20 protein-coding genes and 1 pseudogene are annotated in these 24,958 nt (G+C 60.8%); 11 read left to right on the plus strand and 10 right to left on the minus strand.

All coding sequences use genetic code 11. The annotated features are described in order from the left end of the window. Positions 1 to 174: 174 nt before the first annotated feature. The 9 genes and pseudogenes from panB to LVY75_06410 all read right to left on the minus strand — a co-directional run bounded on the left by panB (position 175) and on the right by LVY75_06410 (position 9,169). Positions 175 to 996 (minus strand): 3-methyl-2-oxobutanoate hydroxymethyltransferase, encoded by an 822-nt coding sequence (gene panB / locus LVY75_06370; GenBank protein ID XAZ19773.1) that lies wholly within the window; start codon positions 994 to 996, stop codon positions 175 to 177. Continuing rightward, positions 993 to 1,868, minus strand: coding sequence for a pantoate--beta-alanine ligase (gene panC, locus LVY75_06375; GenBank protein XAZ19774.1), 876 nt, complete (start codon positions 1,866 to 1,868; stop codon positions 993 to 995). Before panC ends, panB begins: the two co-directional genes overlap by 4 nt. Before the next feature lie 249 nt (positions 1,869 to 2,117). After that, the gene (locus LVY75_06380; protein ID XAZ19775.1) at positions 2,118 to 2,705 is read right to left on the minus strand and encodes a transglutaminase-like cysteine peptidase; all 588 of its coding nucleotides are present in this window, start codon (positions 2,703 to 2,705) and stop codon (positions 2,118 to 2,120) included. Positions 2,706 to 3,401: 696 nt separating this feature from the next. Next, complete coding sequence (locus LVY75_06385; GenBank protein XAZ19776.1) at positions 3,402 to 3,734, minus strand: hypothetical protein; 333 nt, start codon at positions 3,732 to 3,734, stop codon at positions 3,402 to 3,404. Positions 3,735 to 4,192: 458 nt separating this feature from the next. Then, positions 4,193 to 5,194 carry a helix-turn-helix domain-containing protein gene (locus LVY75_06390; GenBank protein XAZ19777.1) on the minus strand — a complete coding sequence of 334 codons (1,002 nt, stop codon included), beginning with the start codon at positions 5,192 to 5,194 and terminating at the stop codon, positions 4,193 to 4,195. Further along, entirely contained in the window at positions 5,194 to 5,757 is a 564-nt protein-coding gene (locus tag LVY75_06395; GenBank protein ID XAZ19778.1) for an isochorismatase family protein, read from the minus strand. The genes LVY75_06390 and LVY75_06395 overlap by 1 nt, the downstream gene beginning before the upstream one ends. Positions 5,758 to 5,879: 122 nt before the next feature. Beyond that, positions 5,880 to 6,104 (minus strand): annotated as a pseudogene (locus LVY75_06400) (amino acid permease). 27 nt (positions 6,105 to 6,131) lie between these two features. Continuing rightward, positions 6,132 to 8,174 (minus strand): FAD-dependent oxidoreductase, encoded by a 2,043-nt coding sequence (locus tag LVY75_06405; GenBank protein XAZ19779.1) that lies wholly within the window; start codon positions 8,172 to 8,174, stop codon positions 6,132 to 6,134. 89 nt (positions 8,175 to 8,263) lie between these two features. After that, positions 8,264 to 9,169, minus strand: coding sequence for a DMT family transporter (locus LVY75_06410; GenBank protein ID XAZ19780.1), 906 nt, complete (start codon positions 9,167 to 9,169; stop codon positions 8,264 to 8,266). Positions 9,170 to 9,282: 113 nt separating this feature from the next. Between LVY75_06410 and LVY75_06415 the strand changes: the two genes are divergently transcribed. Further along, entirely contained in the window at positions 9,283 to 10,158 is an 876-nt protein-coding gene (locus tag LVY75_06415; GenBank protein ID XAZ19781.1) for a LysR family transcriptional regulator, read from the plus strand. Here the strand turns inward: LVY75_06415 and LVY75_06420 are convergent. Further along, positions 10,133 to 11,182, minus strand: a complete 1,050-nt coding sequence (locus LVY75_06420) for a GlxA family transcriptional regulator (GenBank protein ID XAZ21341.1) — start codon at positions 11,180 to 11,182, stop codon at positions 10,133 to 10,135. The genes LVY75_06415 and LVY75_06420 overlap by 26 nt on opposite strands. Before the next feature lie 41 nt (positions 11,183 to 11,223). Here LVY75_06420 and LVY75_06425 point away from each other — a divergent pair, with 41 nt between their 5' ends. The 10 genes from LVY75_06425 to LVY75_06470 all read left to right on the plus strand — a co-directional run bounded on the left by LVY75_06425 (position 11,224) and on the right by LVY75_06470 (position 24,956). Next, positions 11,224 to 12,126 (plus strand): 3-keto-5-aminohexanoate cleavage protein, encoded by a 903-nt coding sequence (locus LVY75_06425; protein ID XAZ19782.1) that lies wholly within the window; start codon positions 11,224 to 11,226, stop codon positions 12,124 to 12,126. Between the two features lie 7 nt (positions 12,127 to 12,133). Next, positions 12,134 to 13,624 carry a carnitine 3-dehydrogenase gene (locus LVY75_06430; GenBank protein ID XAZ19783.1) on the plus strand — a complete coding sequence of 497 codons (1,491 nt, stop codon included), beginning with the start codon at positions 12,134 to 12,136 and terminating at the stop codon, positions 13,622 to 13,624. A gap of 10 nt (positions 13,625 to 13,634) precedes the next feature. After that, positions 13,635 to 14,795: an acyl-CoA dehydrogenase family protein gene (locus LVY75_06435; GenBank protein XAZ21342.1), complete on the plus strand. Its 1,161-nt coding sequence runs from the start codon at positions 13,635 to 13,637 to the stop codon at positions 14,793 to 14,795. Between the two features lie 3 nt (positions 14,796 to 14,798). Beyond that, positions 14,799 to 16,853 (plus strand): acetate--CoA ligase family protein, encoded by a 2,055-nt coding sequence (locus tag LVY75_06440; GenBank protein XAZ19784.1) that lies wholly within the window; start codon positions 14,799 to 14,801, stop codon positions 16,851 to 16,853. A 6-nt stretch (positions 16,854 to 16,859) separates the two neighbouring features. Further along, positions 16,860 to 17,642 carry a crotonobetainyl-CoA hydratase gene (caiD, locus tag LVY75_06445; GenBank protein ID XAZ19785.1) on the plus strand — a complete coding sequence of 261 codons (783 nt, stop codon included), beginning with the start codon at positions 16,860 to 16,862 and terminating at the stop codon, positions 17,640 to 17,642. A gap of 120 nt (positions 17,643 to 17,762) precedes the next feature. Continuing rightward, a complete protein-coding gene (locus LVY75_06450; protein XAZ19786.1) occupies positions 17,763 to 19,352 on the plus strand; it encodes an ABC transporter substrate-binding protein in 1,590 nt (529 codons plus the stop codon). A gap of 88 nt (positions 19,353 to 19,440) precedes the next feature. Continuing rightward, on the plus strand, positions 19,441 to 20,448 hold the full coding sequence (locus LVY75_06455) for an ABC transporter permease (protein XAZ19787.1): 1,008 nt from the start codon (positions 19,441 to 19,443) through the stop codon (positions 20,446 to 20,448). After that, positions 20,445 to 21,272: an ABC transporter permease gene (locus tag LVY75_06460; GenBank protein ID XAZ19788.1), complete on the plus strand. Its 828-nt coding sequence runs from the start codon at positions 20,445 to 20,447 to the stop codon at positions 21,270 to 21,272. Before LVY75_06455 ends, LVY75_06460 begins: the two co-directional genes overlap by 4 nt. Continuing rightward, entirely contained in the window at positions 21,265 to 22,896 is a 1,632-nt protein-coding gene (locus tag LVY75_06465; GenBank protein ID XAZ19789.1) for an ABC transporter ATP-binding protein, read from the plus strand. Before LVY75_06460 ends, LVY75_06465 begins: the two co-directional genes overlap by 8 nt. Positions 22,897 to 22,952: 56 nt before the next feature. Further along, a complete protein-coding gene (locus LVY75_06470; protein ID XAZ19790.1) occupies positions 22,953 to 24,956 on the plus strand; it encodes a CocE/NonD family hydrolase in 2,004 nt (667 codons plus the stop codon). The last annotated feature ends 2 nt before the right edge of the window (positions 24,957 to 24,958 follow it).

Below are 24,958 nucleotides of genomic sequence, written 5' to 3' on the forward strand. Positions count from 1 at the left end.
GCATTTATCGTATGGAGGGCGACGATTACAGCCCAGTTTTGCGCGGATCGGTACGCAGTTTTAAGATTTTTGCTCCCGATTCTGCAATTCGGCCTCTCATGGAGCCAATTCTGTACTGGTGATCAAAAGAGCGATGCGGTTCATCACCGGCTCCCAATCGAAAGGGCCTCACAATCAAGACCGACGTTTGAATGTATGTTTGTCGGTGGGGAATGCGCGGGAACGCACCTCGTCTGCATAGGCGGCAATCGCCACCGCTGCCCTTTTTCCAAGTTCATCGTAACGTTTGACGAAGCGCGGCGTGAAGTCGTTGAATAGTCCGAGCATGTCGTCCGAGACGAGGATCTGGCCGTCGCACGCAACCGAGGCTCCAATCCCGATGGTCGGAACAGGAATTGCCGTTGTCACCTCACGCGCAAATGTCTCCACCGTACCCTCGATGACGACGGCAAAGGCCCCCGAATTGCCGATCGCGTCGGCGTCACGCCGGATCTTGGCAACCTCCTCCTCGGAATGACCGACAGATCGGTAGCCGCCGGCGGTATGAACCTGCTGCGGCATGAGCCCGATATGGCCGAGCACCGGAACGCCGCGCGCAGCGAGGAAGGAAATTGTCTCGGCCATCTCCTGGCCGCCTTCGAGCTTGAGCGCGTCACACCCGGTTTCCTGCAGAACGCGTACGGCATTGCGGTAGGCAAGCTCCTTCGACTCCTGGTAGCTGCCGAAGGGCATATCGACGACCACGCAGGCTCTCGCGACACCACGCATCACCGCCTTGCCATGGGCGATCATCATGTCGAGCGTCACCGCCACGGTGCTGTCCATGCCATAAAGGACCATGCCGAGCGAATCTCCAACAAGCAGGAGATCACAGTGTTCGTCCAGGAGCCGCGCCATCGGCGTCGTGTAGGCCGTCAAACACACGATCGGCGTGCCGCCCTTCATCGCCCGGATCCGTGATGGCGTCAGGCGCTTTGCGGAACCGACAGCGCTCATGATCTCTCCCCCGTTCCAGACGAACCTTTTTTCGCAATCACCCGGTTGTCCAGAAGCTTGGTCGTGCCAATCCGCACGAACAGTGCGACAACCACCGGATCGTCGATTTTCGCGACGTGCTTCAACGTCGAGGCGTCCCTTACAGCGACGACCTCAGGCTTCGCTAAAGCTTCACGCCCGATGAAGTCGACGAGCTTTGCCTCAAGAAGCTGCGGATCGGTCAGGCCTTGGTTGACAAGGCGCTCGGCCTCGTCCAGCGCGCGAGGGACGATGACTGCAGCACGTCGCTGCTCTTCGCTGAGGTAGACATTGCGAGAAGAGAGAGCGAGACCATCGGCATCCCGCACCGTCGGCACGGAAACGATGCGCACTGGCAGCGCCAGATCGTCTGCCATCCGTTTGATGATGGCAACCTGCTGGTAATCCTTCTCGCCGAAATAGGCGTTGTCTGGCTGTACGATGTTAAAAAGCTTGCTGACGACAGTGGTCACGCCGGCAAAATGCCCTGGTCGGACGGCACCTTCCAGCTCGCAGCCAAGCTCGGGCACATCAACGACGGTTTTCATCGGGTGCGGATACATATCCTCGACGCCGGGCGCAAAGAGAATATCGACGCCGGCCTCTTCCAGCATCGCCTGGTCACGTTTCAGATCGCGCGGATACCGACTGAGGTCCTCCGTCGGCCCGAACTGGAGCGGATTGACGAAGATCGAGGCAACGACAATCTGGTTCTGAGCGCGGGCTCGCGCGACAAGTTCCATATGTCCTTCATGAAGATAGCCCATCGTAGGCACGAAACCGACGTCTCCGCCGTTTGCCTTTGCTGATGCCAGTGCTACGCGCATCGCGTTAATGCTCGATAGGACTTGCATATGCCCTCCTGCCAGCCTTCCTCATGTGGGGGCGGATAGAAGATGCAAGCAGGGCGTCAGGTCAATGGATTCTTTTCGATAAGATCGATTAGATGACGAAGGTTCCATCAACGCGTGTTCAATGGTGCCGATCGCAACCGAGGCGGCGGATTTCGGCGCGAACATTCTGCGGGCTCAGAACGGCGCCTTCCCTGCCATCGACACTTCGGTCGCCGCATATGGGTTCGAACCCGCATCATGTCCGCATATCTAGAGTTCGTACCATATCTTCGGATCATCGCCTGACTGGATCATCAGCCAGCGAAGATCCGTATCCTTCCAGCCCTTGATCGCATTCGTGCGGTTGTCGAGCACCAGATCGCCGCGATCGGTCTTGACGACCAGAACCGCGTGACCTTTACCGGCAGGCGTCTTGGTCACGGCGATCCGCAGTGCTTTCGACGACCAGCCCATGGCGATGAGGTGGTCGCGTTTCGTCAACGCGAAATCCTCACAATCGCCTGCCTTGACGTTCACCTGCCAGACATCACCCTGCCGTTCGTCCGTCGGACGGATCGAGCGGTTGACCGACGCGTTGATATCGCCAAGTTGCTTCTCCGCAAGGGGGCTCAAGGGAACTTCGGAAACATCGCCGCGAACCGTACATTCATCCGGATTTCGAGCGCAAAACATCACATGCGCGAAAGGTGCTGCAGTTCGGCGCTTTTCAGAAATATAGCTGAATACGGGCGCCGTCTTCAGCCCGCGGGCTGCACCGGCAGGACCGTCCGCGCGGGCAGCCTGAACCGTAAACAGGGATACAAGCGTCGCTACGACAACCACTTCACGCTTCCACATCGTCTACCTCTCCGTGTGGTAATTCATCGAACAATGGTGAGGCACGACCAGCGGTGATGGAGCCCTTTTGGGCATGTCATTCGACGGCTGGGCTCTCGGTCGCAGTCCATATTTCCAGGATGTTTCCGGAGAGGTTCATTTCTCAGAATGCAATAATTTAGGGGGTTTTCAGGCATTTCCGGTCCCTCAGTCGGAGCAGAGCTGGCGGCATGCGTATCACGACCAGACGCATCGACGCCAACGTCTTAACAATTTAAACTAGCGTAACGATACTCCTTTTCAATCGATGCGATAGGTATTAATTTAAAAAAATCATGCGCTCGGCGACAGGAGAGATCGCGCTATAGGCGAGCGATGACGAAACGAGATCTTATCTCCCGTCGCGGGCTGCATGCTGTTGCAAAAATGGGATCGCGCTTTTAGGGATTTTGACAATCAGGCGCGACTTCACGGCCTGGAAGAATTTCCTTCCGGGCCTTCAACCGATTTGTCCGGGCTCGCCCTGAACATCGGATATCAGTAGCCGACCGGGACACCGGCCAGCGACGTGCGCGACCGTTCTAGTGGATGCGGATTCCGGTATACATCATTCGATGCAGGCTTTCGCAGTCGCGCTATCCCCTTGGGGACACAAAAGAGATACTACCCTTCTCTGCGTTCTGGCTTCATCTTTCGAAACCAGCCGCTTCGGGACTGCTATCTTTCCCCAATTGGGAATAACAAAAGCATCATTGCGACCAGACCTAGTCCCGCGCCTAGCATCTGCGACGGAGCAAGACGCTCGTCAAAAACAAAATATGCAATCACGTTGATGAGCAACAGCTGAGCAACGGCGGAAACCGATATTGCAAGCCCCATTCCGCCCTCTCTCATCAGCCGCACCATGATGAGATTACCCACGCAATAAAGGGCGAGAGACAGGATCAACACAAGAATGCTGTTGGTCGCGATATAGGTGCGCGAAGCGGTCGCCGCGCCCAGGAATGTTGCCATCGCGCCAGCGAGCCAAAGCAGAAATTCTATTCTCATCGGTGACCTTCGTTCGTCTTCCGCAAGCTGCATACAGCTGTCGGCCAAGGATCGCCAGCATTGGATTTCCACTTTACGGACTGGCTGCCCGCCCCCGTCGGACGGTTCCCGGGCATCGCGCCAAGAGCCCAACCGTCATTCTCGATGCGCAGCGGCAGCCACTCGCCGACAATGTCTTTCAATATTCGCCGGCTGATTGCAGGACTCCAGGAGCGCCTGCGGTAGAATTTGTCAAAGAGCGCCTCGTTTTGAGTGCCATATACTTCGCATGAAAAACGACCTTCGGTCATCATCGCGACAGTTGGCGATCCACGGCGGTCCATTCCTCCCGGCCCGCTACGTCAGCTGTTCCCCTCTGGAGGTTTTTTGACCTTCACACCTAAAGGCCCGGCCCTACGCTCGCGGCCTCTTTTTTTGCTCACCAGGCGACAGCCCCCGTTAGGGTTTGATCAAGCCTGTCAGCTTCTGGTCGGCGCTCGAACGTGGCCCGGCGGCGTATCATGAAGTCGTCTCCAGGCCCGTCGAAACTGGCGAGCTGACGAAAAGCCGATGCGTTCAGCGACGTTTTCCATATCGAGCCTCGAGCCGGTGATGAGTTCTCTTGCGAGCACAATTCGCATGCGGTTGACATAGTCGGTCACACTCATGCCGGTGTGCTCGTTGAAAAGCCGTGACAAATTGCGCGGGCTCGTCGCGGCGATCTTGGCGAGCGTCTCAACGGACCAGTTTTGCGAGGGGTCGGCGCCGACGGCATCCTGGGCTCTGTGGATTGCCGGATGGAGATGATTTCGCCCTTCCAGCCACGGCGACAACTGAGGATCACCGCCAGCCCGCCGGAGATAGATGACCAGAGTGCGTGCTACGGCAAGCGACACAGCATGACCGACCTCTTTTGCGACCACCGCAAGCATGAGATCGATCCCCGCGGTGACGCCCGCACTGGTCAGCCGCTCACCATCCTCGACATAGAGCCGGTTCTCGCGGACGCGGGCGGTCGGAGCAAGTCGGACGAGTTCCTGGAGCATGGAATGGTGGGTCGTGCATTCATAGCCCTCGAGCAGTCCCGCCCGCGCCGCAAGCAAGGCACCCGAACAGATCGTCGCGAGGCGGATGCCAGGCCGAACGGTCCCCCTTAGCCATTCAACGATCTCTGCCTCAAGGGCCGCATCTCCCGGTCCGCTTTCGACCGATCCGGCAAGCGGTTCATCCACCGCACCGGAAACAATAAGAAGCGCGTCGTCGGGCAAACGTACCGGAAGCGGAGAAATCTTGGCGAGGTCGAGGCCGGTCGAACTTCGCACCTCAGCGGCAGGTCCGATGTAGCTCGGCACGAACTCTGTCGATCCCTGCTCGAGGTTGGCTCTGCGCAAGACTTCCATCGGACCTGCGATATCGAGCAGGAGCGCCCGCGGCGGCACGACCACGAAAACCGGGATGATGCGCCGGGGGCCATCCACCATTACGCGGCCGCTCGTGCTGAAAGTCCGTTGAGCACCTGCTCTACAGTAACGATACGGGCAAAACGATCGGCAAGGACCAACTCCGTGCGCGCCCTGATCTCGGCGGCACTCCATTCGCGACCCGACCTATCGGTCATCGGAAAGGTCAATGTCGCCTCGCCGACATAGTCGACCTCGTAACCGAGATCGGAGGCGTGCCTTGCCGTCGTCTCACAGCACTGCTCGGTGCGGATGCCGGAGACAATGACGCGCCGGATATGGTTTTCAGTCAGCCAGACGTCCAGGCCACTGCCGACAAGCGCGCTGTGGCGGCGCTTGCGAAACACCGCATCCGCCTCAATCTGAAGCGGCGCCAGCGGGCGGACGAAGCCCGAACCTTCAGAGAAAACGCCTGCCTCCTCGACGTGAAATATCTGGACGACCGGAAGAGCGGCCCTTTTCGCGCCATCGATCAGCGCTTGCTGGGACGCGATATAAAGCCCGACCTCATCTTCACGAAAATAGGGTCGATGACGGAAGGATTCCTGGGCGTCGATGACTAGGAGTACGGTATCTGCGGACATTTGGTTATCTCCAAGGATGGGCATGAAGACATTCTATCGAGAGGAGCATACTGCGAAATGCCGATTGCGGACAGATAGGGGACAGATCACGCCAACATGATGCATGCCCTGATCGCTCGGTCCATCGCTGTCATGATGGCGAGGAAAAGCGCCATGATCATCAGCACGACGAGAAGCTGGGTGACGATGCGGCCGGCGCCGATCAGGCCGCCTGGCGCTTCGGCGGCACCGGTGCCGTCTACGATCCCGGGTGCCAGCATGCTCGTATGACCAGGCACGCCCTGCAAGGCGAAGGGAACGAGGAAGAAGAACAGGCAGCAGCGCAAACCTTGAGGCCAGGTAGACTCACAAAAGCCAGGCCCACGGTTAGGAGCTTAAAACAACGAACATAACCTCAGAGCATCGTAGACGGCCGCATGGATGTTGCGGCTGGAAACCGCGTCGCCGATACGCACGAGGTCAAAATGCCCCTCGCTATTGCGTTGTGGCAGCGGTGGCCGACGATTGATCAGGGCGGAATAATCCACGGCACCAACATTTCGTGAAATCGGCTTCAGTGCGAGATAGAGCCCGTCATTGGCAAGCGTGCCATGTTCGACAACGACCTGAGAGACACGCCGCTCCCACTCTACGCCGTCCGCGAAATCCGATCCGAGCATGGCGACAAGGGCATTGCCGTCGCGGCGAACGGATTTGAGCCGCGTGTTGATGGTAACCCTGACGTTGCGTTCGGCGAAGGCACGGGCATAAGGCACATGATTCATGCCGCCCATATCAGGCGCGAAGAAGCGTTCGGGGGAGACGAGCTCGAGTTCGGCACCGCTTCTGGCAATCACCTCAGCCGCCGACATTCCCGGATGTCCGCCATTGTCATCGAAGAGCAGTACCGTGTCGGCGATCCTGGCGCCGCCGGCGAGGATTTCCCAGGAAGAAGTCACCAGCTCGTCGCCTGCATCGAGTTCTGGCTGCTGCGCAATGCCACCGGTCGCGATGACAACGAGATTGGGTTCAAGAGCAAGGATATCACCTGCCTCGGCGTAGACGTCATAGTGCATGCGAACACCCAGCCGCTCGAGTTCCGCCAGCCGCCAGTCGATAATGCCTACCATCTCCTTGCGCCGGGGATTTCGGATGAGCAGATTGACCTGTCCGCCGGCCTTTCCCGTCGCTTCCAGAACATCCACCTGATGACCACGCTCCGCAAGCACGCGAGCGGCCTCGAGGCCGGCCGGCCCCGCACCGACCACGACGGCCTTGCGGCGGATCTCCGCCTTGGGGATCTCGTGCGGGATTTCCCCTTCACGACCGGTCGCGGCATTGTGGATACAGAGTGCCTCCCCGCCTTCATAGATCCGGTCGAGACAGTAGGTAGCGCCGACGCAGGGCCGGATGCGTGCCTCCTCGCCGCTCTCGATCTTTCGCACTATATGCGGGTCGGCGATATGGGCGCGCGTCATGCCGACCATGTCGAGCTTACCCTCGGCGATCGCATGACGGGCGGTTGCTACGTCACCGATGCGCGCGGCGTGGAAGACGGGGAACTTGGTTATCGCCCTCACTTCGCCGGCAAAATCGAGATGCGGGGCAGATGCCATGCCCTGGATCGGGATGACCTTGTTGAGCGCGACATCGCTGTCGATATGACCGCGAATGATATTGAGGAAATCGATATCGCCGGACCGGGCAAATCGTGAAGCGATCTCTATGCCTTCCTGCCGCGATAGTCCCTTCTCCCAGTCCTCGTCGGCGACAAGGCGCATGCCGACGATGAAATCCGGCCCGACGGCTTCGCGCACCGCCTGCGTGACCATGACAGAAAAACGCATGCGGTTGTCGAGCGATCCGCCGAATTCATCTTCACGCCGGTTGGTTGCCGGCGACCAGAAACCATCGAGCAGATGGCCGTAAGCTTCGATCTCGATACCATCGAGGCCGGCTTCCTGCATGCGCTGCGCGGCGCTTGCGTAATCGGCCACGATACGCTCGATGTCCCAGTCTTCCACCTCTTTCGGGAAGGCGCGGTGCGCCGGCTCGCGGATCGGCGAGGCCGCCAGAACGGGCAGCCAGTCGCCCTTGTTCCAGCTTGTACGGCGACCGAGATGGGTGAGTTGGATCATGACCGCCGCGCCGAACTCGTGACAGTCGTCGGCAAGTCTCTTCAACCAGGGCACGATCTCGTCGCGATAGGCGTGGAGATTGCCGAAGGACGGCGGGGAGTCAGGCGAGACGACCGCCGATCCCGCCGTCATGGTCAATGCGATGCCCCCTCTCGCCTTTTCCCTGTGATAGAGCCGATAGCGATCCGTCGGCATGCCGTTTTCCGAATAAGCCGGCTCGTGAGCGGTCGACATGACGCGGTTTTTCAGCGTCAGGTGCTTGAGCCGAAACGGCTGCAGCAGGGGGTCTTTGGAGAACATGTCCGCACTCGTTGCTTGGGTGGGAGTGGCAATCGAAGCGCTATTCTGACCCATGCCGCCTGAAATGACGATCCGATCGGCGTCGCTTTCTAGCCGGGATGCGTCCGCCGGCTGCGGCTGAGGTCGACGGCGGTATGCCAGAGAACGGCTGCGAAGATGATGGCGCCGCCGAAGAAGGTGGCGACTGGCGGTTGCTCGGAGAACAGAAGCCAGACCCAGAACGGGGTCAGCACGATCTCCATCGTCCCGATCAACGCAGCTTCGGCCGGCGGCATTCGCCTGGCCCCGGCCAGGAAGAGCACAAGCGCCAGCGAAAAATTGGTAGCACCGAAAGCAGCAAGCACGATCCAATTGTGAAGATCAAGGGAGCCGACCGAGCCGAATGGAGCGAAGATGACGAGTGTGAGGAAGGCGCTGACAACAGTCGGCGGCAGGCTCGGCACTTCAGGATTGATGCGCGGGATGATGATGACGAGCGCGAAGGAAACCGTCATGCCAAGCGCCAGCAGGTCGCCGACCCCGGTGCCACCGCCGATCGACGAGGCGACGATGACCACAACACCCAGAAGAGAAATGCCCCCGGCAATCAGCGTGCGCCTTCCGACACCCTCTTTCAGGATGATCCATCCGAACAGAGCGGCGATAAAGGGTGCGGTCGAATAGATCATCGTCACATTCGCGACGCTGGTCATATAGAGCGCGCCGATGAAGCAGCCCTGGCTGACTGTCTGGCAGACAATCATTGCCAGGCCGGACGGATGCAGGACCGAACGCCATTGCTTTCGTGATATCCCGCCTTCGAGGAACAGGCAGGGGATCAGCAGGAACAACCCGCCGAACAGCGAGCGCCAGGCGATCGCTGTCCAGACGTCTGTCGTCAGGAGCCGCGAGTAGACCCCGCTGGCACTCCAGGCAAGTGTCGCCGCGATGACGAGAAGGATGCCCTTCTCGCGCTCGCCGGCACCGAGGCGCCTGGCCGGATGGTCAATGGTCACGCAAGTTAGTCTCGAAGGAGGAAAGTCGAACGCACCTCCTTTCTGCACCCGCAATTGACATCAGACAAACGAATAGTAGAGATGGATGTCATCGATTTTTTCTATGGCTGTCCATGCGCGAGCCCATTGAGAGTGATCTTCTCCGGACCTTCCTCGTTGTCGTCGAGACCACCAATTTCTCTGCGGCCGCACAGCGCGTCGGCAGAACGCAATCTGCGATCAGCGCGGCGATCAAGAAGCTGGAAGACACGATCGGCGAAGCACTGTTCGAACGCGGCGCCCGAGGGGTGGTGCTGACACGTCAGGGCGTCCAGCTCGTCCCCTATGCCCGCCGCGTCATCGATCTCCTGAGTGAGGCCGCGGCGACAATCCGCAGCAAACCGCTTGGCGGACCGGTTCGCATCGGCATTCCCGAGGAATATAGCCAGACCGTGCTGCCCGCAGCACTTGCGGCCTTCGCCGTGCGTCATCCGGCTGTCGAGGTTACCATCTCCTGCGACTATACTGTCCGCAACATCGCCGCCCTGGAACGCGACGAACTCGATCTCGCCGTCGTCTTCGACTGGAGCGATCAGATGAGTGGCGAGGTGCTCTGCATCGATCCGACCGTCTGGGTGACCTCGATCGTCCACCGGCTGCACGACATCGACCCGCTGCCGATCGCAACCTACAGAGACTCGAGCTGGTGTCGCGAGTTTGCATTGAAGTCGCTGCACCAGCTCGGTCGCAACTACCGGGTCGCCTTCATTGCCGATACCAGCTCCGGACTGAAGAACGCCGTGACTGCCGGTCTTGCCGTCACCACGCTGTCGCGCAGCAACATCCCGGCCGGCTGCCGGGAGCTGACGACCGAGGACGGCTTCCCGCCGGTCGATTCCTCAAGGGTCGTGCTTCGTCGCAATACCTTTCGGTCCAGCGAAGCGGTTCGCGAGCTGGCCGAGATGGTACGCGATGCCTTCCAGCCTATGGCCGGACCTCCGATGGCCTGACCGGACGCCGCAGCCGACGCCGCGTTTCCGAGGGGCTTTCGGAATAGCTTGCCCGATAGCTTCGCGCGAAAGCTGAGGCCGAATTGAAGCCGGTTGCGGCGGCAATGTCGGCGAAGGACGCCGTCGTCTCTATCACCTTGCGCCGCGCCGCGTTCAATCTCAGGGCAAGATAGTGGATATGAGGGGGCGCACCGATCGAGGCCTGGAAGAGATCCTGCAGGTGTCGGGCGCTGATCCCGACCCTGCGGGCAAGGCGCGCCAGCACGATCGGCTGCTCGATATTGTCCTCCATAAGCCGCACGGCGTGGGCCACCCGCGGATCATCCACGCGCAAGCCTGCCGACAGCGCGTCGTCGGCATGAAAGGATGGCTGCTCGTAGCGGAACAGCCGGCTGACCTCAAGCGCCAGCGAATAGCTCTGGCGCCGCCGGATGATCTCCAGCATCAGGTCCACGGTCGGCAACGAGCCTGATGTCGTCAGCCGCTTGCCGTCGATTACGAACCGGTCCTTGACGGCCGACACCTGCGGATAGGCGAGCGCGAAATCCTCGTAATCCTCCCAATGCACGGTTGCCGACAAGCCATCGAGCAGGCAGGCTTCCGCGAGCAGCCAGGTGCCGGATTCGATGCCGGCGATTATGGTCCGGTGGCGTGCCGCCTGCGATAGCTGCATTTTTAGGCCCGCTGTCGCGCTTTGCCGCCAGTTGTAGCTCGCCAGCACGAAGAGCGGTGTATCCGATGCCGTGGTCTGGAACGTTCCCTGCGTCGGTATGGCAATGTGGCTGGTTGTCGGCACAGCTTCCCCATCTGGCGTGAAGATGCGCCAGCGGTAGAGCTCGCTGCCGGAAATGCGGTTTGCCCCGCGCAGCGGTTCGATGACGGAGGCAATGAGGATGAGATTGGTGTCCGGCAGGACAAGAAGATCGATGTCGAGCCGTTCGGTCGATCGCTCCAGCAAACTCCCCTCCTTGGTGTTCCGATAATGTATCGATCGATTCCGAAAATGCAAAGCATCCTCTCCCATCCTGGCGCGTAATGCCCTCAAGACGAGGGAGAACAACAAACATGCCTCTTGCGATGAACCGCGATGTTTTCATCACGTGCGCCGTCACCGGTGCCGGCGATACGGTTTCGAAATCCAGCCACGTTCCCATTACTCCCAAGCAGATCGCGGATTCCGCGATCGACGCCGCCAAGGCTGGGGCGGCAGTCGTTCACTGTCATGTCCGCGATCCGGATACCGGTGCCGCAAGCCGCCGCAACGACCTCTACAGGGAGGTCACCGACCGCATCCGTTCGGCCGACGTCGACGTGGTGCTGAACCTGACGGCCGGCATGGGCGGAGATCTGATTTTCGGCGATGTCGAAAGCCCCCTTCCCCTGAAGGCGTCGGGAACGGATATGGCAGGGGCAACCGAGCGCGTCAGCCATGTCGCCGAATGCCTGCCGGAAATCTGCACGCTCGACTGCGGCACGATGAACTTCAATCTCGGCGATTACGTCATGACCAACACGCCCGCCATGCTGCGGGCAATGGCGAAGAAAATGACTGATCTCGGCGTGCGCCCCGAGATCGAGGCCTTCGATACCGGCCATCTGTGGTTTGCAAAGCAGCTCGCCGAAGAAGGCCTGATCGAAGATCCGGTGCTGATCCAGCTCTGCATGGGCATTCCCTGGGGTGCCCCTGACGATCTCAACACCTTCATGGCCATGGTCAACAACGTGCCCGATAGCTGGACCTTCTCGGCCTTTTCGATCGGTCGCAACGCCATGGCCTATCCGGCTGCAGCGGTTCTGGCGGGCGGCAATGTCCGCGTTGGCCTGGAGGACAATCTCTATATCGGCAAGGGCGCTCTCGCCACCAATGCGCAACTCGTCGAAAAGGCCGTGCAGGTGGTTGAAGGCATGGGTGCCAGGATCATCGGTCCTGAGGACGTCCGCAAGAAACTCAATCTGACGAAGCGCTGAGGACGACATGACAGGGATTACCAAAGCGGCCTGTATCGGCGGCGGCGTCATCGGCGGCGGATGGATTGCACGTTTTCTGCTTGCCGGCATCGATGTCAGCGTCTTCGATCCTCATCCGGAAGCAAGCCGCATCGTCGGCGAGGTCCTTTCCAATGCGGAAAAAGCCTATGCCATGCTGACTAGCGCACCGCTGCCGCCGCGCGGCCGGCTTACCTTTGAAACGTCGCTGCAAGAGGCTGTCTCCGGTGCGGATTGGATCCAGGAAAGCGTACCGGAACGGCTCGACCTCAAGCGCCGCGTATTGACGGAAATCGATGCTGCGGCACGACCGGACGCGCTGATCGGCTCGTCCACATCAGGCCTGCTGCCGAGCGATCTGCAGCGCGACATGAAACATCCCGAGCGCCTCTTCGTCGCCCATCCCTACAACCCCGTCTACCTGCTGCCACTGGTCGAAATCGTCGGCGGCGAGAAGACCTCGAAAGCGACCATCGAGGCAGCGATGGAGCGGCTCGCTCCAATCGGCATGAAGGGCGTTCATATCGCCAAGGAGATCGAGGCCTTCGTCGGCGACCGGCTGCTCGAAGCGCTCTGGCGCGAGGCGCTCTGGCTTATCCATGACGATATCTGCACCGTCGAGACGCTCGACGACGTCATCCGCTATTCCTTCGGGTTGCGCTGGGCCCAGATGGGCCTGTTCCAGACCTATCGCATTGCCGGCGGCGAGGCCGGAATGCGCCATTTCCTCGCTCAGTTCGGACCCTGCCTTGCCTGGCCCTGGACGAAACTGACCGACGTCGTCGACCTCGACGATACGCTGATTGAAAAGATCGGAAAACAGTCGGACGAACAGGCCGCCGGCCTTTCGATCCGTGCACTTGAGCGCATCCGCGACGAAAATCTCGTCGGCATCCTGCAGGCGCTGAAGGCCGGAAACGATGGCAAGGGCTGGGGCGCCGGCCAACTGCTGAAGGATTTCGAACGGTCCCTGTGGGCAGCAGGCGGCGGGAAAACCACTACTGCCGATCGTTCTGGCCCCCTCAAGCTCGTCGAGACCAAGGTGAGCCCCGCCTGGGTCGACTATAACGGCCATATGACGGAGCATCGCTACCTGCAGGTTTTCGGCGATACGTCCGACGCGCTTCTCCGGCTGATCGGAGTCAATCTTGCCTATGTCGAGGCCGGGCAGAGCTACTATACGGTCGAAACCCATATCCGCCATCTTGGCGAGGCCAAGCTCGGGCAGGCGATCCATTCGACCTGCCAGATCCTCGCAATTGACGAGAAGCGGCTGCACCTCTTCCACACGATCCACGACACGGAGAGCGGTGCGGTGCTCGCCACTGCCGAGCAGATGTTGCTGCATGTCGATACCGAAGCCGGCAAGGCGACACCGGCGCCAGTCGCAGTCCTCGACAAGGCAAATCTGATCGCCGCGGCCCATGCAAAGCTGCCTCCCCCCGATGGGGTTGGCCGCCATGTCAGCCAGAAACGATAGGGAGATCGACATGGATTTCGGCCTCGGCGAAGAACAGGAAATGATCGTCAAGACGGTCCGCGGCTTCGTCGAAACCGAAATCTATCCGCATGAGAACGAAGTCGAGCGCACGGGTTTCGTCCCACCGGATCTAGCAGCTGAGATCCGGCGCAAATGCATCGACCTCGGCTTCTACGCCTGCAATTTCCCCGAAGAGGCGGGCGGCGCCGGCCTCGATCATGTCACCTTCACGCTTGTCGAGCGGGAACTCGGCCGGGGCTCCATGGCCCTGACGGTCTTTTTCGGCCGTCCCTCCGGCATCCTGATGGCCTGCGAGGGCGAGCAGCGTGAACGGTATTTGCTTCCTGCCGTCCGCGGAGAAAAGATCGACGCGCTGGCGATCACCGAGCCCGATGCCGGTTCCGACATGCGCGGCATGAAATGCACCGCTCGCAGCAACGGCAGCGATTTCGTGCTCAATGGCACCAAGCACTTCATCTCGCATGCCGATGTCGCCGATTTCATCATCGTCTTTGCCGCGACCGGCGAGGAGGAAACGCCGAGAGGTCTCAAGAAGAAGATCACCGCGTTTCTGGTCGATCGCGGCACGCCAGGCTTCGAAATCCTCAAGGGTTACGATTCCGTCTCCCATCGCGGTTATCACAATTGCACCTTAAGCTTTGCCGATTGTCGCATTCCGGCCTGCCAAGTGCTGGGCGAGGTGCATCGCGGTTTCGAACTTGCCAACCAATGGCTCTACGGCACGCGGCTCACTGTCGCTGCCACCTGCGTCGGCCGGGCGCGGCGCGTCTTCGACATGGCCTTGTCCTATGCCGCCGAGCGCAAGCAGTTCGGCAGGCCAATCGGCGCCAACCAGGGCGTTTCCTTCAAGCTTGCCGACATGATCACCGAGATCGACGCAGCCGATTGGCTGACGCTTTCGGCGGCATGGCGGCTGGATGCAGGTCTATCTTCCGATCGCGAAATCGCTTCGGCCAAGCTTTACGCCTCCGAAATGCTTGCCCGCGTCACGGATGAGGCGATCCAGATCTATGGCGGCATTGGCCTGATGGACGATCTGCCGCTTTCCCGCTTCTGGCGGGATGCGCGCGTCGAACGTATCTGGGACGGCACGTCGGAGATCCAGCGCCACATCATCAGCCGCGATCTTCTGCGGCCTCTGGGAGCGTAGCCGATGACATCACGCGCGCTCGACCGCCTGTTCAGACCGCAAACGATCGCCGTCTTCGGCGGCCGCGAAGCGCGTCGGGTGATCGAGCAGTGCGACCGGATGGGGTTTGCGGGCGAGCTCTGGCCCGTTCACCTGACGCTCGACGAGGTCCTCGGACGGCGTTGCTACAGAAGCGTTTCCGACCTGCCGTCGCCGCCCGACGCGGCTTTCGTCGGGGTCAACAGGATATCGACCATCGAAATCGTGCGCAGCCTGTCGGCAGCGGGTGCCGGCGGTGCGGTCTGTTATGCCTCGGGCTTCAGCGAGGCCGTGGCGGAGCTTGCCGATGGCAGCGACCTGCAACAGGCATTGGTTGGCGCCGCAGGTGACATGCCGATCCTCGGACCAAACTGCTACGGCTTCATCAACGGCCTCGACGGCGCGCTTCTCTGGCCCGATCAGCATGGCATGACGCGCGTCGAACGCGGCGTAGCGATCCTGACCCAATCGTCGAATATAGCGCTCAACCTGACCATGCAGACACGCGGCCTGCCGATCGCCTATGTCGTGACGTCGGGCAACCAGGCGCAAACCTCGCTCTGCGACCTCGCCTGCGGCCTGCTTGCCGACCCGCGCGTGACGGCGCTTGGCCTGCACGTCGAAGGCTTTGGAGACAAAGCCGCGCTCGAGCGCCTTGCCGCCACAGCCCGCCAGACGAAAAAGCCCGTTGTTGTTTTGAAAGTCGGCAAGTCCGAACAAGCGAGACAGGCAACGCTCTCTCATACCGCATCCCTTGCCGGCGGCGATGCGGTGGCCGATGCAGTGCTTGCCCGCCTCGGCCTCGGCCGCGTCGAAACGCTGCCGGCGCTGCTTGAAACGCTGAAACTCGTGCATGTCGCAGGCCCGCTGCAAGGTGCCTCAATCTCCTCGATGAGCTGCTCGGGTGGCGAAGCCTCGCTGATGTCGGATGCTGCGATCGGACGCGCTGTCACGTTCCGAGATCTCGAACCAGAGCAACTGCCGCGCCAGAGAGGCATCCTCGGCGACATGGTGACGCTCTCCAATCCGCTCGATTACCACACGTTCGTGTGGGGCGATCGTGCGCGTCAGACAGAGGCTTTCACCGCCATGTTCGAAGGTGGCTACGACCTCAATCTCGTCGTCCTCGATTTTCCCCGCGCCGACCGATGCGAGGCGGCAGACTGGGTGACGACGGCCGACGCGGTCACCGCTGCGGCATCTGCGACAGGCGCGCTTGCCGGGATCCTGGCGACGCTGCCCGAAAACATGCCGGAGGCTGTCGCCGACCGACTGATCGCCGAAGGCGTCGTTCCCTTCTGCGGTATTGATGAAACCCTGATTGCCGCGGAAGTCGCAGCCGGCATCGGCCATGCCTGGCGAAAACCGCCTTCCCTGCCGCTTCTCGATGTGGCGTCCGTCGAAGGCGCAATCGAAACGCTGACGGAGGCCGATGCGAAGACCGAACTCGATCTCGCCGGCCTACGGACCCCCAAAGGCAGGGTTGCAGGCTCACCGCTTCAGGCGGCGGATTGTGCTGAGCGGCTCGGCTTTCCTGTTGTCCTGAAAGCTCTTGGCGTCGCGCACAAGACCGAAGCAGGCGCCGTCGCACTCAACCTGAAGGATGCCAAGGCCGTATCGGATGCCGCATCAAAGATGGCTGCGACAGACGGTTTTCTGGTCGAGAAGATGATCGACCGGCCTGTCGCCGAGCTGATCGTCGGCGCTTCCCGCGACCCGGTCTTCGGATTATCGCTAACGCTCGGCGCCGGCGGAATTTTCGTCGAATTGCTGGAGGATTCCGTTATTTTGCCGTTGCCGACGACGAGATCAGAAATTTCCGAGGCAATTTCGCGCCTGAAGATCGCAAAACTGATCGAGGGATATCGCGGGCGCCCGAAGGGAGATCTCGAAGCGACCGTGACGGCTGTCGCGCGGGCGGCAGATTATGTCGTAATGAACGCGGCACGGCTGGAGGAACTGGACATTAATCCGTTGATGGTTCTTCCCGAAGGTCACGGCGTGGCCGCAGTCGATGCCCTGATCCGGCGGAGGAGGTAGCATAGGTTGAGCAACCCCATTCGCACCCGACAGGTCGGCGCAGTGCTGGAAGTCATCATCGACCGGCCGAAGGCGAACGCCATCGACCTTACCACCAGCCGCACCATGGGACTGATATTCCGTGATTTCCGTGACGATCCATCGCTGCGGGTGGCGATCATCTCCGGCGCAGGCGAGAAATTCTTCTGTGCCGGATGGGACCTGAAGGCCGCCGCGGCAGGCGACGCGGTCGACGGAGATTATGGTGTCGGCGGTTTCGGCGGGCTGCAGGAGCTGCGCGATCTCAACAAGCCTGTCATCTGTGCGGTCAACGGCATCTGTTGCGGAGGCGGGCTGGAGATCGCGCTCTCCGCCGACCTGATCCTCGCAGCAGAACATGCAACCTTCGCTCTTCCGGAAATCCGCTCCGGCACGGTTGCCGATGCCGCCTCGGTGAAGCTGCCGAAGCGCATCCCCTATCATATCGCCATGGGTATGCTTTTGACCGGCCGCTGGCTTGATGTCCAGGAGGCGCATCGCTGGGGTTTCGTCAACGAAATCCTGGCAGCAGACAAGCTGATGGAGCGGGCCTGGGATCTCGCCCGCCTGCTCGAAAGCGGGCCGCCGCTCGTCTACGCGGCAATCAAGGAAATCGTGCGTGAATCGGAGGGTTCCACCTTCCAGACTGCCATGAACAAAATCACCAAACGGCAGTTTGCTACAGTGGACCGGCTTTATTCGAGCGAGGACCAATTGGAAGGCGCACGGGCTTTCGCCGAAAAACGAAGCCCTGACTGGAAAGGACGGTAACAAGGCGGCGGCAACCGCTCATCTTCCCGCAAGCGTGCGGGCATCACGAACGGAAGAGGAAACCGTTCGGGAATCATGCCCAAAAATCGAAGTCAACGCACCATAAGAAGGAGAAGGGGAATGAACGACTACACGAAATATCTCGCAAGCCGGGTAACCGCCGGTGGCCTCAGCCGCCGCGAATTCCTGGGACGCGCCATGGCAGCCGGCCTGACACTTGCCGTTGCCGACAAGCTCTTTACCGAAAGTGCCGAAGCCGCCGAACCAAAGCGCGGCGGTCATCTGAAGCTTGGCCTGGAGGGCGGGGCAGCAACAGACTCCAAGGACCCGGCGAAATTTCTCTCGCAATTCATGTTCTGCGTCGGCCGCTGCTGGGGCGACATGCTGGTAGAATCCGATCCGCTCACCGGTGCCGCCGTACCGGCGCTCGCCGAATCCTGGGAACCGTCGCAAGATGCGGCAACCTGGACCTTCAAGATCCGCAAGGGCGTCAAGTTCCACAATGGCAAGGAACTGACGATCGATGACGTGGTCGCCACACTCAAGCGTCATACTGACAAGGCGTCGGAATCCGGAGCGCTCGGCGTTCTCGGCTCGATCAAGGAAATCAAGGCGGACGGCGGCAACCTCGTTCTGACGCTTTCGGAAGGCAACGCCGATATGCCGTTGCTGTTGACCGACTATCATCTGGTCATTCAGCCGAATGGTGGTGTGGACGATCCGCTCGCCTCGATCGGCACGGGGCCCTATAAGTTGACGAACTTCGAGGCGGGCGTGCGCGCCACCTTTGAGAAGAACAAGGACGACTGGCGCACTGATCGCGGCTATGTCGATTCCATCGAAATCATCGGCATGAACGACGCCACGGCGCGTATCGCCGCGCTTTCGTCCGGCCAAGTGCACTACATCAACCGTGTCGATCCGAAGACCGTCAACCTCCTGAAGCGTGCTCCGAATGTCGAGATCCTTTCGACTGCCGGACGCGGCCACTATGTCTTCATCATGCATTGCGACAAGGCGCCGTTCGACAATAACGACCTGCGCCTGGCGCTCAAATACGCCATGGACCGCGAGACCATGGTGGAGAAGATCCTCGGCGGTTACGGCAAGGTCGGCAACGACTTTCCGATCAACAGCACCTATGCGCTGTTTCCCGAGGGCATCGAACAGCGCACCTATGATCCGGACAAGGCGGCCTTCCACTACAAGAAATCAGGTCATAGCGGCTCGGTCCTGCTGCGCACTTCCGAAGTCGCTTTCCCCGGCGGTGTCGACGCTGCCGTCCTTTATCAGGAAAGCTGCAAGAAGGCCGGCATCGAGATAGAGGTCAAGCGCGAGCCGGGCGACGGCTACTGGACCAACGTCTGGAACGTCCAGCCCTTCTCGACTTCCTATTGGGGCGGGCGTCCGACACAGGACCAGATGTACTCCACCGCCTATCTGTCGACGGCGGACTGGAACGACACCCGCTTCAAGCGTCCGGATTTCGACAAGCTGTTGCTTCAGGCCCGTTCCGAACTCGACGAGGCCAAGCGCAAGGAGCTCTATCGCGCCATGGCGATGATGGTCCGCGATGAAGGCGGCGTCATCCTGCCGATGTTCAACGACTTCGTGAACGCCTCCACCAAGCAGGTGAAGGGCTACGTCCACGACATCGGCAACGACATGTCGAACGGCTACGTCGCAACCCGCGTCTGGCTGGAGGCCTGACGCCGGTCTTCTGTCCGATCTCCACCGAAGCCGGGACCGTGGGACAAAACCCGCGGTCCTCCTGACGTTTCAGCTCGAGGCCATCACCATGTCCAGTCCGACCTCCGGCAATATCCTGCCCGGTCTCAGGTTCCGGCAGCGTTTTCCGCTGCTTGCCCTTGTTCTCGAGCGCTTCGTGCTCAGCATCATCCTGCTCTTTGCCGTCTCAATCCTGATTTTCGGCGGCCTGGAAGCTCTCCCCGGCGATTTCGCCACGACTTATCTCGGCCAGTCGGCAACGCCGCAGGCGGTTGCCAATATCCGCAAGGATCTCGGCCTCGACCGGCCGGTGACGACGCGATATGTCGAGTGGCTCGGTAATGCCGTGCAAGGCGATTTCGGCACATCCTGGGCCAGCAAGAACTCCGTCAGCGAGCAGATCGGCAAGCGGCTCGGCAATTCACTATTTCTGGCGGGCTTTGCCGCACTGATCTCCGTGCCGCTTGCCGTCGGGCTCGGCATGGTTTCGGTGCATTTTCGGGGCCGCCTGCCCGACAAGATCATCAACATCATTTCGCTGGCTGCGATTTCGTTGCCGGAGTTCTTCATCGGCTACCTGCTGATCATGTTTTTCGCGGTGAAGTTCGGCGTCGCCACCTTTCCCGCAACCGTCTATGAGAGCATGGGCTTCGCCGACCGCCTGAAGGCGATCGCCCTGCCGACGGCGACCCTCGTACTCGTCGTGCTTGCCCACATGATGCGCATGACGCGCGCCGCAATCCTCTCGGTCATGTCGTCGGCCTATATGGAGACGGCAGAGCTGAAGGGCCTTTCGGCGTTTCGCTCGATCGTCAAGCATGCCGCACCGAACGCGCTTGCGCCGATCATCAACGTCGTGGCGTTGAACCTTGCCTATCTGGTGGTCGGAGTGGTCGTCGTCGAGGTGGTCTTCGTCTATCCAGGCATGGGCCAGTACATGGTCGATGCCGTGACGGTGCGCGACATGCCGGTGGTGCAGGCCTGCGGCCTGATCTTTGCCGCCGTCTATATCTTCCTCAACATGCTGGCCGACATTCTCGCCATCATTGCCAACCCCCGGCTGAGGCATCCAAGATGAGATTGAGAGACATCCCCATCACCGCCTGGATCGGCATGATCGGCATCGCCGTCGCCTTCATCTTCGCGTTCTTTGCGCCCCTGATCGCGCCATACGGCGAGACCCAGGTCGTCGGCAGCGTCTGGCAGATGCCGGACGCGCAATATGTCTTCGGCCTCGACAATCTCGGCCGCGACATCCTCTCGCGGCTGATCTACGGCGCGCGCACGACACTTTTCGTGGCGCTTGCAGCGACCGTCATCTCCTTTTCGCTCGGCGTCATCCTGAGCTTTACGGCAGCCGTCTCGCGCGGGCTAATCGACATGGTCTTCTCGCGGTTCAACGACCTGATGATGTCGATCCCGACGCTGATCTTCGCGCTCGTGGTACTGGCCGTCCTGCCACAGAACATCATCGTGCTGATCCTCGTCATGGCGATCCTCGATTCCACCCGCGTCTATCGTCTCGGCCGCGCCGTGGCACTCGATGTCGCCGTCATGGAATTCGTCGAGGCGGCCAAACTTCGCGGCGAAGGAAAACTCTGGATCATCTTCAGGGAGATCCTGCCGAACACGCTGACCCCGCTGCTTGCCGAATTCGGCCTGCGGTTTGCCTTCTCGATCCTGTTCCTCTCGACATTGTCCTTTCTCGGCCTCGGCATCCAGCCGCCATCGGCTGACTGGGGCGGCATGGTCAAGGACAACAAGGACGGGATCATTTTCGGCATTTCGGCAGCGCTCGTGCCGGGTAGCGCGATCGCCATCCTCGCAGTCTGCGTCAACCTCGTTGTCGACTGGCTTTTGAAACGAACATCGAGCCTCAAGGGAGGGCGTGGCGATGCCTGATCTTCTTTCCGTCCGCAATCTCAAGATCGAAGCCACCAGCTATCCGCCGGGTGAAGCGCCGAAGCGAGTAACCATCGTCGACGGCGTTTCCTTTGATTTGCAGAAAGGCCGGGTACTCGGGCTGATCGGTGAATCCGGGGCCGGCAAGTCGACGATCGGATTATCGGCACTTGCCTATGGCCGAGGCGGTGCCGAGATCACCGGCGGAGAGGTGCGGCTCGACGGCGACAATATCCTTGCCCTTGGCAAGAATGGCATTAGACAGATCCGCGGCGCCCGCGTCTGCTACGTCGCACAGTCGGCCGCGGCAGCCTTCAATCCCGCCCACCGACTCGGCGACCAGGTGATCGAGGCTTCCGTCAAACACGGGCTCATGAACAAACAGGAGGCGAAGAACAGAGCGCTCTACCTGTTTCAGGTGCTTGGCCTTCCCCATCCCGAAAGTTTCGGCGAGCGTTTCCCGCACCAGGTCTCGGGCGGCCAGCTGCAGCGTGCCATGACGGCCATGGCGCTCTGCTCTAACCCCGAACTGATCGTCTTCGACGAACCGACGACGGCACTTGACGTCACCACCCAGATCGACGTGCTCGCTGCAATCAAGCATGCGATCGAAGCAACCCATACGGCGGCCCTTTACATCACTCATGATCTCGCCGTCGTCGCCCAGATCTCCGACGACATCATGGTGCTGCGCCATGGAAAGACAGTGGAATACGGCAGTGTACGGCAGATCATCGAAGAGCCACGGGAGGACTATACCCGCGCGCTCGTCAACGTCCGGCAGACGCTCAGGGACGAGGCTGTCGACCAGTCCGATGCGCTGCTGAAGATCGAAAACGTCAGTGCAGAATATTCCAACGGCTTCAAGGTCCTGAACGATGTCAGTCTGCATGTGCCGAAGGGACAGACATTGGCGATCGTCGGTGAATCGGGCTCGGGAAAATCGACGCTCGCCCGCGTCGTCACTGGGCTCTTGTCACCCAGCGCCGGGTCGATCTCTTTTGCCGGCAAACCATTGACGCCCGACGTCCGACGCAGGCCACGCGACGATCTCCGCCGCATCCAGCTCATCTACCAGATGGCCGACACGGCAATGAACCCGCGTCAGACCGTGCGCGACATCATCGGCCGGCCGCTCACCTTCTATTACGGCCTCAGGGGAGCCTTAAAGACCGACCGTGTGAAGGAATTGCTCGACCAGATCGAGATGGGTAACGGCTTCCTGAACCGCTACCCGGCAGAGCTCTCGGGCGGCCAGAAACAGCGTGTGGCGATTGCGCGTGCGCTCGCCGCAAAACCGGAACTCATCCTCTGCGACGAGCCAACCTCGGCTCTCGATCCTCTGGTGGCTGAAGGCATCCTGAAGCTGCTGCTGCGCCTGCAGGAAGAGGAAAAGCTCTCCTACATCTTCATCACCCATGACATCGCCATCGTCAGGGCCATTGCCGACAGCGTCGCGGTCATGCATCGCGGCAGGCTCGTGCGCTTCGGCCCGAAATCGAAGGCGCTCTCTCCGCCCTTCGACGACTATACCGACCTGCTCCTGAAATCCGTCCCGGAGATGGAGATCGGCTGGCTGGAAAAGGTGTTGACCACCCGGCGGATGGAAAGCGCCGGCAACTGAACGTCAAATCGGCCGGCCGCTCTTGGCCGGCTCAATGATTGCTTCCAGGGAAAACCATGAGCCAACGCTCCTTCACGACGATCGAAAACCAGTGGATCACGCTCGCCGACGGAACGCGACTTGCCGCGCGGATCTGGATGCCTGATGGTACGGATGCCGATCCGGTGCCGGCCGTCTTCGAATTACTGCCCTACCGCAAGCGCGATGGAACGAGCCTGCGTGACGAATCGACCTATCCGGTCTTTGCCGCCGCCGGCATTGCGGGTGTGCGTGTCGATATCCGCGGCTCGGGCGAATCCGACGGGGTGATCGACGGCGAATATACCGAACTCGAGCTTGCCAATGCCTGCGAACTGATCGCCTGGATCGCCGACCAGCCCTGGTGCAATGGCTCGGTGGGCATGATGGGCATTTCCTGGGGCGGCTTCAACAGCCTGCAGGTCGCGGCCTTGCGTCCGCCGGCATTGAGGGCCGTTATCTCGATCGCCTCGACCGTCGACCGCTACAATGACGACATCCACTATAAGAACGGCTGTCACCTTTCCGCCCAGCTCTCCTGGGCCGCGACGATGCTCGGCTACCAGTCTCGCCCGCCCGATCCCGCTATCACCGGCGATCGCTGGAAGGATATGTGGCTGGAGCGGCTGGAAAACGAACCGTTCTTCATGGAGGAATGGCTTGTCCACCAGCGACGCGACACCTTCTGGGAACATGGTTCGATCTGCGAGGATTTTGCACGCGTCGAGATCCCTGCGATGGTGATTGCCGGCTGGGCGGACGGCTATCGCAACACACCGCTGAAGGCGATCGCCGGGCTTGGCACAGAGGCTAAGGCGCTGATTGGCCCCTGGGTTCACAAATATCCGCATTTCGCCTTTCCAAAGCCGCGCGCCGATTTCCATGGCGAAGCGATCGCCTGGTGGAACCGCTGGCTGCGCGGCGAAGAGAATGGTGCGGAAAATACGCCCCAGCTTCGCGCCTATATTCTCGACGCCATGCGCCCTGCCCCGCGCCGCGATGCCGATCCCGGTTTTTGGGTCGCCATGGACGCATGGCGCGAACCGGCAATGCAGTTTTTCCATGTCGGATCGTCCAGCCGGCTCGAGGAAGGAGCGGCCGAGCCCCAGACATCAGCGCAAGAGGTCTATGTGCGCTCGCCCCTCGATACCGGCACGGCATCGGGGGAATATTTCACGCTGAAACCGGATGCTGAAATGGCCATCGACCAGCGCGGGGACGATGCCGGTTCGCTCATATTCGAGACCCCGCCACTTGTCGAAGATCATGACTATCTCGGCCAGCCTATTGTTACGCTGGCGCTACGCTGCGAGGCAGAGACCGCAAATCTCTGCGCGCGGCTCGTCGACGTGCATGAGGACGGCACCGCCACACGCGTTTCCTTCGGCGTCCTCAATCTTGCTCATCGTGATGGCAACGCCGAGCCCAAGCCCATGAAGAGCGGAGAGCAGACGACGGTGCGCCTGATGCTCGATGCCTGCGGCTATCGCTTTCGCGCCGGCCATCGCATACGCCTTTCACTTTCGACGGCCTATTGGCCGATGATCCTGCCGCCGCCGACGGATTCCGGCCTCGTCATCGATACGGCCTCGATCGAACTCGCCCTGCCCATACTTGCCGATCACCACCTCATCGCCGTGAAAGAGCCGGATAATCCCGATCCGCTGCCGAAATATATCGAGCATGCGCCGGCTAAGACCAGAAGGCAGGTCATCAGGGAGCTTTCCGCCAATCGAACCGAATACCGTATTTACGAGGATACCGGGCTTTTCGAGCATCCCGACACCGGGCTCAGCACGCGTCAGCTGCGGGATGAGACATGGTCGATTTCGCCGGATGACCCGCTTTCGATGACAGGTCAATCTACCTGGACCTGCGACATGCAGCGTCCCGGCTGGTCCGTGACGACGGTTGCGACCGCATCGATCGCCTGCACGGCAACGCACTGGATCATCGCCGCCACGGTCATTGCCGATGAGGGCGGGATAAAAATCTTCGAGAAGGATTTTGGCGAGACTGCAATCGCCCGCGATCTGATGTAGCC

The sequence above is a fragment of the Sinorhizobium sp. B11 genome, assembly GCA_039725955.1.
In the GTDB taxonomy this organism is placed as follows: Bacteria; Pseudomonadota; Alphaproteobacteria; order Rhizobiales; family Rhizobiaceae; genus Rhizobium.